The sequence below is a fragment of the Streptomyces sp. NPDC050743 genome (assembly GCF_044456925.1).
In the GTDB taxonomy this organism is placed as follows: domain Bacteria; phylum Actinomycetota; class Actinomycetes; order Streptomycetales; family Streptomycetaceae; genus Streptomyces.
Genome location: NZ_JBITGJ010000029.1, coordinates 74,736 through 87,017, shown reverse-complemented (window position 1 = coordinate 87,017; position 12,282 = coordinate 74,736). Strand labels below are relative to the sequence as shown.

Sequence of the window (12,282 nt, the reverse complement as noted above, 5' to 3'; positions counted from 1 at the left end):
TATGGATTTGTGTGCGTTGCCGTGGTCAGACGGCGGCCTTCTTCAGCCGGCGGCGTTCCCGCTCGGACAGTCCGCCCCAGATGCCGAAGCGCTCGTCGTTGGCGAGGGCGTACTCGAGGCACTCGGAGCGGACCTCGCAGGCGAGGCAGACCTTCTTCGCTTCTCTGGTGGAGCCGCCCTTCTCGGGGAAGAAGGACTCGGGGTCGGTCTGGGCGCACAGCGCGCGCTCCTGCCAGCCGAGTTCCTCGTCCGCGTCGTCGACCAGCAGTTGCTGCACCAGCTCGGTCATGTGCGCCCCTCGTCTGTCTTTCGCGTCCCCGTGTGCGTTGCCGTTACCGATTTCGGCTGAACGACACGAGTGAAATTACAAGTGTGCTGCTCCGGGCGAGTCAAGCCGAGATCTGCTATTGAGCCCGTTATTCACTCTGCGGAACCAAGGCCGTGCGGAAAGTGTTCAAATCGCCACTAACCGTGACACGCAGACGAGGCCCGGAGGGGCGCCGGAACCCCGTACGGACATGTGTACGAAGAAGGACGCCCTGGCGTTCGATCGCGTTCCGCAAGGTTTGAGCGCCCGGATGTGCCCCAAGTGTCCCAGCATCCAGGCGAACAAACCTTTCATCTCCCAGATGCACCGGATTGGGTGAAATCTATCCCACATACCGGGCGCCGAGTTGACACTGCGCGTGTGAACCGATGTCCTAACGGGCATGCTCGCGAACTCGGCACTCACCTCGACCCGCACCGCCGGGTCCCACGGTGCTGCCCGGGCTCGCTGTAGCTGTTGTCGCTGTTCCAGCTGTTGAGCACACCTCTGCTCCAGCTGTAGGCCGTGTCCCCCCGCGACCCGGTTTCCCCTCTCCGTTCCCTCTGGCCGCCTGGCACCTTCGGCCTTCCCCCACCGAGGAACCACAGCACCCCATGAACAGCGACAACGACCTCCAGATCGCCGGCGACATCCTCGAAGTCCCGCACCTGCTCCAGCCGCCGCGCGAGCACCCTGCCACCGTGGCCGAGTTCGTGGGCCTCGCCCGCCGGATCGCCGCCGACCGCTCCAAGTGGGAGCACCTCGTGCGGTACGACGCGACGACCCGCTGGTACCACCGGCTGCGCACCGGCCCCGGCTACGAGGTGTGGCTGCTGTCCTGGGTGCCGGGACAGGGCAGCGGACTGCACGACCACGGCCGCTCCTCCGGCGTCCTGACCGTCCTGGAGGGCACGCTCACCGAGCGCACCGGACGCGCCACGCGCGCGTTGGCGGCGGGAGCCCAGCGGGTGTTCGCGCCGGGGTACGTCCACGAGGTCGTCAACGACACCCTGGAGCCGGCGGTCAGCCTGCACGTGTACCACCCGGGCCTGACCGAGATGCCCATGCACACCTCGCCGCACTGCGAAGCTCGTCGGGTGACTGCCTGACGCGTTGCCGTACCCGCCTGCAACACTTGGGACCATGCGCATTGTGGTTCTGGCAGGCGGCATCGGTGGTGCCCGGTTCCTGCGCGGTCTGAAGCGAGCCGTGCCGGACGCGGACGTCACGGTCATCGGCAACACCGGCGACGACATCCACCTCTTCGGGCTGAAGGTCTGCCCGGACCTGGACACGGTGATGTACACGCTGGGCGGCGGCATCGACGAGGAGCAGGGCTGGGGTCGGTCCGAGGAGACCTTCCACCTCAAAGAGGAGCTGGCGGCCTACGGGGTCGGGCCGGACTGGTTCGGCCTCGGCGACCGGGACTTCGCCACGCACATCGTGCGCACGCAGATGCTCGGCGCGGGCTATCCGCTCAGCGCCGTCACCGAGGCGCTGTGCGACCGGTGGAAGCCGGGCGTGAAGCTGATCCCGATGACCGACGACCGCGTGGAGACCCATGTGGCCGTGGAGCTGGACGGCGAGCGCAAGGCGGTCCACTTCCAGGAGTACTGGGTACGGCTGCGGGCCTCCGTCCCCGCCGAGGCCGTGGTCCCGGTCGGCGCCGAGCAGGCCAAGCCGGCGCCCGGCGTGCTGGAGGCCATCGCCGAGGCGGACGTCATCCTCTTCCCGCCGTCCAACCCGGTCGTCTCCATCGGCACCATCCTCGCCGTGCCCGGCATCCGGGAGGCCATCGCGGACGCGGGCGTGCCCGTGGTCGGCCTGTCCCCCATCGTCGGGGACGCTCCGGTGCGCGGCATGGCCGACAAGGTGCTCGCCGCGGTCGGCGTGGAGTCCACGGCCGCCGCGGTCGCCGAGCACTACGGCTCCGGGCTGCTGGACGGCTGGCTGGTCGACACCGTCGACGCGGCCGCGGTCGAGCGGGTCGAGGCCGACGGCATCCGCTGCCGGGCCGTACCGCTGATGATGACGGACGTCGAGGCGGCCGCGCAGATGGCGCGGGAGGCGCTGGCGCTGGCCGAGGAGGTGCGGCAAGCGTGAGTGAGGAGCGCCTGGAGTACACGGTCCGGGCCCTGTCGGGCATTCCCGAGGTGCAGCCGGGCGACGACCTCGCCAAGCTGATCGCCGCGGCCGAACCGGGCCTGGCCGACGGGGACGTGCTGCTCGTCACCTCCAAGATCGTCTCCAAGGCGGAGGGACGCGTCCTGGAGGCGGCCGACCGGGAGGCGGCCATCGACGCCGAGACGGTCCGGGTCGTGGCCCGGCGCGGCGCCCTCAGGATCGTGGAGAACCGGCAGGGTCTGGTGATGGCCGCCGCCGGGGTCGACGCCTCCAACACCCCCGCCGGTACCGTGCTGTTGCTGCCCGAGGACCCGGACGCGTCCGCGCGCGCGATCCGCGACGGCCTGCGCGCCGCCCTCGGCGTCGACGTCGGCGTCGTCATCACCGACACCTTCGGGCGGCCCTGGCGCGCGGGGCTCACGGACGTGGCGATCGGCGCCGCCGGGGTGCGCGTGCTGGACGATCTGCGCGGCGGCACGGACGCGTACGGCAATCCGCTGAGCTCGACGATCGTCGCCACGGCGGACGAACTGGCTGCCGCCGGCGACCTGGTCAAGGGCAAGGCGGCCGGACGGCCCGTCGCCGTGCTGCGCGGCCTGCCGCACGTGCTGGCCCCCGAGGACGGCGAGGGCGCGCGGGCGCTGGTGCGGACCGCGCGGGACGACATGTTCCGGCTCGGCACGTCCGAGGCGGTCCGGGAGGCGGTGACCCAGCGGCGTACGGTCCGGGCGTTCACCGACGAACCCGTGGACCCCGGGGCGGTACGGCGCGCGGTGGCAGCGGCGGTGACCGCGCCGGCCCCGCACCACACCACGCCCTGGCGGTTCGTCCTGCTGGAGTCGGCCCGGTCCCGGACCCGGCTGCTGGACGCGATGCGGGACGCCTGGATCGCCGACCTGCGCCGGGACGGCAAGAGCGAGGAGTCCATCGCCAAGCGGATCCGCCGCGGGGACGTCCTGCGCAACGCGCCGTACCTGGTGGTGCCGTGCCTCGTCATGGACGGCTCGCACCACTACGGGGACGCGCGGCGGGACGGCGCCGAGCGGGAGATGTTCGTCGTCGCGATGGGCGCGGGCGTGCAGAACCTGCTGGTCGCGCTGGCCGGGGAGCGGCTGGGCTCGGCCTGGGTGTCGTCCACGATGTTCTGCCGTGACGTGGTGCGCGAGGCGCTGACGCTGCCCGCCGGCTGGGAGCCGATGGGCGCGGTGGCGGTCGGGCATCCGGCGGAGGAGCCGAGACCGCGGCCGGAGCGGGACGCGGGGGCGTTCATAGAGGTGCGCTGAGTTCGGCGTACGCGGCCGTAGCCTTCGTGCGACCGCCTAGTCTCAAAGGACGGCCCAGGCTCCCAGGACTTCACAGGACTTCATCCGTGGCAGGACGTTTCGCTCAGCGCCCCTCGCGTACGACCGTGCGCGGCGGCCATGTCGGCGTGCCCGCGGGTGCCGCCGGGATACCGCGGCAGGCCGCGGCTCCCGCGCGGGTACGGCGGTGGGTGCCAAAGGGGCCGCTCGATCTCGGGCTGGTGCTCGGACCGTTGCGGCGCGGACCGGCCGACCCCACGTTCCGGGCCACCGCGGACGGATCCGTGTGGCGGGCCAGCCGTACGCCCGCCGGGCCGGGCACGCTGCGGGTGCGGGCGTACGGCGGTGAGGTGCTCGGCGAGGCGTGGGGGCGGGGGGCGCAGTGGCTGCTGGACCGGCTGCCCGAGTGGCTCGGCGCGGCCGACGAGCCGGAGGCGTTCGTGCCCCGGCACCGGGTGGTGGCGCTGGCGCGGCACCGGCGGCCGGGGCTGCGGCTGACGCGGACGGGGCTGGTGCTGGAGTCCCTCATCCCCTCGGTGCTGGAGCAGAAGGTCACGACGGACGAGGCGTACCGGGCGTGGCGGTTGCTCGTGCGGAAGTTCGGGGAGCGCGCGCCGGGGCCGGCGGGGGCCGGGGAACGGCCGATGTTCGTGATGCCGGCGCCGCGGACCTGGGCGCTGATCCCGTCCTGGGAGTGGCATCGGGCCGGGGTCGACGACAAGCGGGCGTCGACGATCCTGCGGTCCGTACGGGTCGCTGCGCGGCTGGAGCAGGCAGTGGGGATGCCGGCGGTCGAGGCTCAGGCACGGTTGGAGGTCGTGCCGGGGATCGGGCCGTGGACGTCGGCGGAGGTGGTGCAGCGCAGTCATGGGGCGGCGGATGCGGTGACGGTCGGGGACCTGCATCTGCCAGGGATCGTGGGGTGGGCGTTGGCGGGGAACCGGTATGCCGACGACGCGGAGATGCTGCGCTTGCTCGAGCCGTATGCCGGGCAGCAGCATCGGGCGGCCCGGCTGATCCTGCTGAGCGGGAACGCGCCTGCGCGGCGGGCGCCGAAGATGCCTCGGGTGGACATCGGGTTGCTGTGACGTGCGGGGTGCTGCCGCGGCTGGGCGGGGGGCGCTCGGCGGCGGCGCAGGCGCAGTGCGGGGGGCTGCCGCCGGACAACAGGGAGTTTCGGCTTGCCCGCGCCGACGGGGTGCCGGGTGCTGCCGCCGAACAACGGGAAGTTCCACCTTGCCCGCACCGACGGGGTGCCGGGTGCTGCCGCCGGACAACAGGGAGTTTCGGCTTGCCCGCGCCGGCGGGGTGCCGCTGCGCCCACCCGTGCCGCCCCAGCGGCACGACTGCCCGCAGCTACGGCGGCATGACGGCCGCTGCCGGGTGGGCGCCGGACCAGCGGCAGGACTGCCCGTAGCTCCGTACATCTCGCCACTGCCGCGTGGGCGCCGGACCAGCTGCGCGGCTGGCCGCCGCTACGTACATCTCACCGCTGCCGCGTGGTCGTCGGGCCAGTGGCTCGACCGGCTGCAGCAGCGGTGCCTTGAAGTCGGCGGCGCTGGAACTCCCCAGGGGCGCGGGGCCCGGCGACGGCCCCCGGAGTCGGCCGCCCGGGTGAGCGTTACTGGTCGGAGGAGAAGCGCACCGCGCCGGCCGGGATGCGGGCGTCGCACCACACGCGTACTCCCTCGCGGAGCTCGTTGTCCGCGCCGATGATCGCGCCGTCGCCGATGACCGTGCCGGTGAGGACGGTGCGTTCGCCGATGCGGGCCCTCGTGCCGATGAGGGAGTCGGTGATGATCGCGCCGGGTTCGATGACGGCGCCGGGGAGGATGGTCGAACCGGAGACCCGCGCGCCCTCGGCCACGAACGCGCCCTCGCCGACCACCGTGCCGCCGGTCAGCTTGGCGTCCGGCGCCACCGTCGCCGTGGGGAGGATCAGACGGTCGCCGCAGCGGCCGGGGACCGCCGGGGACGGGGCGCGGCCCAGGACCAGGTCGGCCGAGCCGCGGACGAAGGCCGCCGGGGTGCCGAGGTCCAGCCAGTACGTGGAGTCGACCATGCCCTGCAGATGGGCGCCGGCCGCCAGGAGGTCCGGGAACGTCTCGCGCTCCACCGAGACCGGCCTGCCCAGCGGGATCGTGTCGATGACCGAGCGGCGGAAGACGTACGCCCCCGCGTTGATCTGGTCGGTGACGATCTCCTCCGGCGTCTGCGGCTTCTCCAGGAAGGCGAGGACGCGCCCGGTCTCGTCCGTGGGGACCAGGCCGTAGGCCCTCGGGTCCGTCACCTTCGTCAGGTGCAGGGAGACGTCCGCGCCGGTCGACTCGTGGGTGTCGACCAGGGCCCTGATGTCCAGTCCGGTCAGGATGTCGCCGTTGAAGATCAGCACCGGGTCCTCGGGGCCGGAGTGCAGGCGCGAGGCGACGTTGCGGATGGCGCCGCCGGTGCCGAGCGGCTCCACCTCCGTCACGTACTCGATGTGCAGACCGAGGGAGGAGCCGTCGCCGAAGTACGGCTCGAAGACCTCGGCCAGATAGCTCGTGGCGAGGACGATGTGGTCCACGCCCGCCGCCTTGGCGCGCGCCAGCTGGTGCGTGAGGAACGGCACCCCGGCGGCCGGGACCATCGGCTTGGGCGTGTGCACCGTGAGCGGACGCAGCCGGGTGCCTTTGCCGCCGACCAGGAGGATCGCTTCTGTCACCTGTCGTCTCTGCTTCCTGCCGGGACCGGCCGAACTACTCGTTTCACTCGTTTCGGCCGGTCAGTGTATGCAGACCGTAGCGGCGGCACCCTTGACAACCACCCGCTTTCCCACGAGATCGGTGAGAGAACGGTGTGAGAGCGGCGGGCCCCCGAAGACGGTGCCGAGCGCGACCCCGGCCGGCTCAGCGCCCCTGATAGCGCGCCGCGCTGGAACGGGCCGTACCGAGCTTGGCGTAAAGCCGCTTGCCGGGGCACTCGGTGGCGAATCCGTCCCGATGGCCGGAGATCACGTTCAGTCGTACGTTCTTACCTTTGGGGTAGAGATTGCCACCCCCCGAGGTGAGATATGTCTTGCCACGCGGATCGGCCCCGTACAGGCCGAGTTTCCACGCGGTGAGCCGGGCGACGGCCGTCACCGCGGCGCCGGGCGGCTTGGTGGCACCGTAGGAGCCGATCACGGCGATGCCCATGCTGTCGCTGTTGAAGCCGCGGGTGTGCGCGCCGAGGACCGCCTTCGCCACGCCGCCGGCCCGGCCCTCGTAGATGGTTCCGCACTTGTCGACGAGGAAGTTGTAGCCGAGGTCCCGCCAGCCCATGCTCGTGACGTGGTAGCGGTAGATACTGCGGATGACGGAGGGGGCCTGGGCGCAGGTGTACTTGTTGCCCGAGGCCGTGTGGTGCACGAAGGCCGCCTTGACCTTCTTCGTGTAGACGAACCCGCGTTCGCGCAGTGACTCGTCCGCGCCCCAGCCGCGCCGGGTGACGATCCGCGGGCGCGGCCCGATGTACGGCTTGGCCCCCACCGGGCCTGCCAGGCGGGCGAGTTCCCGCTCGGTGGCCCGCCTGCCCAGTGCCGGGATCCGAAGGACGCCGAAGCCGGCGAGGTCCATGTTGGCGGTCGAGGCCGCCCGCGCCGCGTCCGTGTGCAGACCGGTACGGGGGGCGTCGGCCGGCGCGCCCTCGGGCGGCGCTTCCTCACCGGGGTCCACCAGTTCCAGGCGCAGACCGTGGGGCAGCGGCGGCTCGGGTTCGACCGTACGGCCGCCGCGCGCGCCCCCGCCGACCGAACGACCGCCCCGCGCGCCCCCGCCGACGCCGCGCACCCGTACGTCCACACCGTCCGAGTCGCCCACCCACAGCGGTGCGGTCGCCCCGCGCACCCGCCGCGCGTCCCGTTCCGCCGTGCCCGGGTCGGCGCCGTGGTCGGCGTTGTGCGTCTCGACGTCCTGCCAGCCGGACCACTTCCGCGTCGTCGCCGACCGGGTGCGCACCTGGACCTGGCCGTGCAGCTCGACGTCCGGATCGTCCCAGACGACCCCGACCAGCGAGAAGTGCTCGCCGTTCGGCCGGTACAGGCCCTGTTCCGGGGCGGTGCCGAGGACCCGCTCGCGGGTGAGGGGGGCGAGGGGCAGCGAGCGGGTGCCGCCCGGGGCCCGGGCCTCAAAGGGGCGTGCGGGTGCGGGCAGGGACAGCAGCGGAAGCGCGAGGGCCGCGGCGCAGGCGACGCCGATCGAGGCGACGGCGGTCGACGGGGCGCCGGGGGACGAAGTCAGGAATCCACGCATGGTCATGATCGTGGACATAGGCATACAAATCTGTCCAACGGTGAGGCGGCGGTGAACTGACGGTCCGTCGGGGAATCATTCCGCCGAACCGGTGGCCCCACCGCACATCGCGCGCGTCCGCCCGCGCGTACCCTTTCCCGGGTGAACGCCACCGATCGCACCCCTGCCGACCTGCTGGCTTCCGCGCTCGCCGCGGACCCCGGCCGCCCGCTGGTGACCTTCTACGACGACGCCACGGGCGAACGCGTCGAACTGTCCGTGGCCACCTTCGCCAATTGGGTGGCCAAGACCGCGAACCTCCTTCAGGGCGATCTGTCCGCCGGGCCCGGTGACCGGGTCGCGCTGCTGCTGCCCGCGCACTGGCAGACGGCGGTGTGGCTGCTGGCCTGTTCCGCGGTGGGCGCGGTGGCGGACGTGGGCGGGGATCCGGCCGCGGCGGACGTCGTGGTCAGCGGGCCGGACGCGCTGGACGCGGCGCGGGCGTGCGGCGGGGAGCGCGTGGCGCTCGCACTGCGGCCGCTCGGCGGGCGGTTCCCGCAGACCCCGGCCGGGTTCGTCGACTACGCCGTGGAAGTGCCGGGGCAGGGGGACCGGTTCGTGCCGTTCGCCCCGGTGGACGCGGAGGAGCCCGCGCTGATCGTCGCGGGGGCCGAGTTCAGCGGGGCCGAGGTCGTCGACCGGGCGCTCACGGACGCGCCTTCCTTCGATCTGACGGGGCCTGGATCGAGGCTGCTGTCCGGGCTGTCGTACGACACCTGGGAAGGGGTCGGCGCGGGGTTGTACGCGCCGTTGGCCGTCGGCGGCTCCGTGGTGCTGTGCCGGCATCTGGACCGGCTGGGCGAGGAGGCCCTCGCGAAGCGGATCGAGAGCGAGCGGGTGACCGCGGTGCGCCGCTGAGAGGGGTCCGGCATCCGCCCGTCCCCCGATCGGAGTACCTGAGGGCGCTGTCGGTGTCCGCCCCCGCCATCGTCGTAAGAGCAGGACGTGACGCTCGTACGCCGTGAAAGGGTGCCCCGCCCGTGACCGACACCGTTGGCAAGCCCCTCGGTCCCGGCCACGGGGCCTCCGCCACCGGCGCGGGGCTGCTACGGCGGTGCCGGCGGCGGTGGGTGCGGGCGACGGCGCTCGGTGTGGCCGTGCTCGTCGTGGCGGGCGCCGGGACCGGCTGGGCCCTCTACGCCAAGCTCAGCAACAACATCACCGCCGATGACGCGGCCGCCCGCGAACTGGAGCGGTACGAGCGGGAGCGGCCCAACGAGCTGGTGCGGGGCGCGCAGAACATCCTGCTGATCGGGTCGGACACGCGGGCCGGGGACGGGAACTCCGTGTACGGGCGGGATCTGGGCAGCGAGCGGTCGGACACGACGATCCTGCTGCATCTGGCCGCCGACCGGCGCAGCGCCACCGCCGTGTCCCTGCCGAGGGATCTGATGGTGGACATCCCCGGCTGCGAACAGCCGGACGGCAGCCGCAGCCAGCCGGTGTTCGCGATGTTCAACCACGCCTTCCAGCTGGGCGGTTCGGCCTGCACGATCCGGACCGTCGAGAAGCTGACGGACATTCGGATCGACCATCACGTGGTCGTGGACTTCAGCGGGTTCAAGGAGATGGTGGACGCCGTCGACGGGGTGCAGGTCTGCCTGAAGGCGCCCATCGACGACAAGGCGGCCCTGCTGAAGCTGCCCGCGGGCAAGGTCAGGCTCAACGGGGAGCAGGCGCTGGGTTTCGTGCGGGCCCGCAAGTCGCTCGGCAACGGCAGCGACACCGAACGGATGGAGCGCCAGCAGCGGTTCCTCGGCGCGCTGGTCGACAAGATGCAGAGCAACGACGTTCTGCTGAACCCGGTGAAGCTGTATCCGGTGCTGGACGCGGCGACCTCCTCGCTGACCACGGATCCGGAACTGGCCAGTCTGCGCGGCTTGTACCAGTTGGTGCGCGGGCTGCGTGACATCCCCACGGAACGGGTGCAGTTCCTGACGGTGCCGAGGGAGTCGTACGTCTACGACGCCAACCGTGATCAACTCGTGGAGCCGGAAGCCGAGAAGCTGTTCGCACGGCTGCGGGCCGATCAGCCGGTGGCGGTGGCCCAGGAGCCGCCGCAGGAAGCCGCGGAGCCGGGTGGTCAGGCCGGCGGCAAGGCCGGCCCCTCCCCCGCGCCGACATTCCGCGGGAACACCGCCGCCGAACACGGCTGTGAGTAATGCGCACATCAAGACACCGGACTTCCGTCCGGGAAATGAGCCGGATTGCCCAGTTGTAGGCACAAGGAATTTGTCAGCGGCGTCGCTTGACGCTGAACTGGGCGGATAGTGTGAGCGATCCGGTGCACCAGGCCGCGAGATCCGTCCTGGGTTCGTGCACCTTTCACCGAGACCCGAGCGCCTTTGAGGGGGAAGGCGCCGCGTGGCCCCGACGGAGGATTCGGACAACCGTGGACGCGCAAGGCCGTGGGCGGGCGGACAACATCGATCCCGCAGACCAGTGGGTGCTCAATCCGAACACCGGCGAATACGAACTGCGACTGGGCCCTTCCGCACCGCAGTCGGCGGTTCCCGGTCCGCGCAGACCTGCCTCCCGGGCCGGCGCCGGTGCGCCGCGCCGCCGTACCGACCCGGCGTCCGGCCGGACCCGCGAGACGGGACAGGTGCGCGGGGGCGACGTACCGCCGCCGCGGTCGGGCCGGCGCCGGGGGAGCGAGCCGGAGCCACCGCCGGGGCGCCGGGCCGCCCGGCGGCCGGTGAAGAAGAAGTCGAAGGTCAAGAGGGCCCTGGCGTGGACGGCCGGCGGCACGGCATTCGTGCTGCTCGCCGTCGGCACCGCCGGCTATCTGTACATCAAGCACCTCGAGGGCAACGTCACCACGACGGACGTCGAGGGCGCCGCCAAGGACGGCTTCAGCAAGGACGACGCCTTCAACATCCTGATCATCGGCACCGACAAGCGGACCGGGAAGGGCAACGAGGGCTACGGCGACAAGGGCAGCGTCGGGCACGCCGACACCAACATCCTGCTGCACGTCGCCAAGGACCGGTCCAACGCGACCGCGCTCAGCATCCCGCGCGACCTGATCGTGAACGTGCCGGACTGCCCGACCAAGCAGGCCGACGGCTCGACCAAGGTCATCCCCGGCACGGACGACGTGCGCTTCAACACGAGCCTCGGGCAGGACGGCCGGGATCCGGGCTGCACCATGCGCACGGTGAAGGCGGTCACCGGCATCCAGCCGGACCACTTCATGATGGTGGACTTCAACGCCGTCAAGACGCTGACGACGGCGGTCGACGGGGTGAACGTGTGCCTCGCCCACGCGGTCAACGACAAGGAGTCGCATCTCAAACTGCCCGCCGGCGAGCACAAGATCGAGGGTGAGCAGGCCCTGGCGTTCGTGCGGACCCGGCACAGCTGGGGCAACAAGGGCGACCTGGACCGCATCAAGGTGCAGCAGCAGTTCATGGCCTCGCTGATGCGGAAGATGTCCTCCAGCGACACGCTCACCAGCCCGACCAAGCTGGTCAGTCTGGCGGAGGCCGCCACGAAGGCGCTGACCGTCGACAAGGGCATCGGCTCCGTGACCACGCTCAAGGACATCGCGCTGGAGCTGAAGAAGGTGCCGACGAAGAACATCAGCTTCCTCACGGTGCCGGTGAAGGACAACCCGGCGGACGGCGTGGTCCACAAGACGGTGATCGTCGATCCGGCCCTCGCCCCGCAGGTGTTCGACGCGATCAACAGCGACGTCTCCTTCACCGAGGTGAAGAAGAAGCAGAAGGCGGAGAAGGACGCACAGGCCGCCCGTCTGAAGGGCACCAGGTCCGCGCCCGCCGACGTGCGGGTGCGGATCCTCAACGGCGGTGCCCAGGCGGGCAGCGCCCAGCAGACCCTCGACTGGCTGCAGAACGAGCAGGGCGTGCTGAAGTCGGAGAACGCGGGCAACGCCCCGGCGGAGCTGAGCAAGACCACGCTGGAGTACGCGCCCGACCAGGCGGCCCAGGCCAGGGAGCTGGCCCATCTGATGGGCCTGTCCGGCTCGGCGCTCAAGCCGGGCAAGAGCGTCACCAACTCCCAGGGGCTGCCGGCGATGACGCTGACCCTGGGCAAGGACTTCAAGGGCGCCGGGGTCTCCCTGACCGCTCCGTCGAAGGCGCCGACCGTCGACAAGTCCACGGCGGACAAGGTGAAGTGCGCCTCGTAGGTAACCCAATGGGCCCGTCGTGCGTCTAACTGGACGCGGGACGGGCCCGTTGTATGGCGCAAGGGTGGGGAGGGCAGGAAGATTGGC

10 protein-coding genes are annotated in these 12,282 nt (G+C 71.8%); 7 read left to right on the top strand and 3 right to left on the bottom strand.

Features of this window, described 5'->3' with window-relative positions; all coding sequences use genetic code 11:
* Nucleotides 1-25 precede the first annotated feature (25 nt).
* Entirely contained in the window at nucleotides 26-289 is a 264-nt protein-coding gene (locus tag ACIBJF_RS26120; RefSeq protein WP_003975777.1) for a WhiB family transcriptional regulator, read from the bottom strand.
* 632 nt (nucleotides 290-921) lie between these two features.
* On the opposite strand from ACIBJF_RS26120, the gene ACIBJF_RS26115 reads away from it, so the two are divergent.
* The 4 genes from ACIBJF_RS26115 (at nucleotide 922) to ACIBJF_RS26100 (ending at nucleotide 4,820) form a co-directional block, all read left to right on the top strand.
* A complete protein-coding gene (locus ACIBJF_RS26115) occupies nucleotides 922-1,416 on the top strand; it encodes a cysteine dioxygenase (protein WP_399177146.1) in 495 nt (164 codons plus the stop codon).
* A gap of 34 nt (nucleotides 1,417-1,450) precedes the next feature.
* A complete protein-coding gene (gene cofD, locus ACIBJF_RS26110; RefSeq protein ID WP_399177144.1) occupies nucleotides 1,451-2,410 on the top strand; it encodes a 2-phospho-L-lactate transferase in 960 nt (319 codons plus the stop codon).
* Nucleotides 2,407-3,714: a coenzyme F420-0:L-glutamate ligase gene (locus ACIBJF_RS26105; protein WP_399177142.1), complete on the top strand. Its 1,308-nt coding sequence runs from the start codon at nucleotides 2,407-2,409 to the stop codon at nucleotides 3,712-3,714. The genes cofD and ACIBJF_RS26105 overlap by 4 nt, the downstream gene beginning before the upstream one ends.
* Before the next feature lie 86 nt (nucleotides 3,715-3,800).
* Nucleotides 3,801-4,820 carry a DNA-3-methyladenine glycosylase family protein gene (locus ACIBJF_RS26100; RefSeq protein WP_399177140.1) on the top strand — a complete coding sequence of 340 codons (1,020 nt, stop codon included), beginning with the start codon at nucleotides 3,801-3,803 and terminating at the stop codon, nucleotides 4,818-4,820.
* A 533-nt stretch (nucleotides 4,821-5,353) separates the two neighbouring features.
* On the opposite strand, the gene ACIBJF_RS26095 is transcribed toward ACIBJF_RS26100, so the two are convergent.
* The gene (locus ACIBJF_RS26095) at nucleotides 5,354-6,436 is read right to left on the bottom strand and encodes a sugar phosphate nucleotidyltransferase (RefSeq protein WP_399177138.1); all 1,083 of its coding nucleotides are present in this window, start codon (nucleotides 6,434-6,436) and stop codon (nucleotides 5,354-5,356) included.
* A gap of 184 nt (nucleotides 6,437-6,620) precedes the next feature.
* Complete coding sequence (locus tag ACIBJF_RS26090) at nucleotides 6,621-8,003, bottom strand: peptidoglycan recognition protein (RefSeq protein ID WP_399177136.1); 1,383 nt, start codon at nucleotides 8,001-8,003, stop codon at nucleotides 6,621-6,623.
* Nucleotides 8,004-8,144: 141 nt separating this feature from the next.
* Here ACIBJF_RS26090 and ACIBJF_RS26085 point away from each other — a divergent pair, with 141 nt between their 5' ends.
* The 3 genes from ACIBJF_RS26085 to ACIBJF_RS26075 all read left to right on the top strand — a co-directional run bounded on the left by ACIBJF_RS26085 (nucleotide 8,145) and on the right by ACIBJF_RS26075 (nucleotide 12,195).
* Entirely contained in the window at nucleotides 8,145-8,900 is a 756-nt protein-coding gene (locus tag ACIBJF_RS26085; protein WP_399177134.1) for a TIGR03089 family protein, read from the top strand.
* 122 nt (nucleotides 8,901-9,022) lie between these two features.
* On the top strand, nucleotides 9,023-10,204 hold the full coding sequence (locus ACIBJF_RS26080) for an LCP family protein (protein ID WP_399177132.1): 1,182 nt from the start codon (nucleotides 9,023-9,025) through the stop codon (nucleotides 10,202-10,204).
* Nucleotides 10,205-10,434: 230 nt separating this feature from the next.
* Complete coding sequence (locus tag ACIBJF_RS26075; protein WP_399177130.1) at nucleotides 10,435-12,195, top strand: LCP family protein; 1,761 nt, start codon at nucleotides 10,435-10,437, stop codon at nucleotides 12,193-12,195.
* The last annotated feature ends 87 nt before the right edge of the window (nucleotides 12,196-12,282 follow it).

Coding starts and splice junctions, on each gene's coding strand:
- ACIBJF_RS26120 (WP_003975777.1), bottom strand. CDS start 289: ATGACCGAGCTGGTGCAGCAACTGCTGGTCGACGACGCGGACGAGGAA.
- ACIBJF_RS26115 (WP_399177146.1), top strand. CDS start 922: ATGAACAGCGACAACGACCTCCAGATCGCCGGCGACATCCTCGAAGTC.
- cofD (WP_399177144.1), top strand. CDS start 1,451: ATGCGCATTGTGGTTCTGGCAGGCGGCATCGGTGGTGCCCGGTTCCTG.
- ACIBJF_RS26090 (WP_399177136.1), bottom strand. CDS start 8,003: ATGCGTGGATTCCTGACTTCGTCCCCCGGCGCCCCGTCGACCGCCGTC.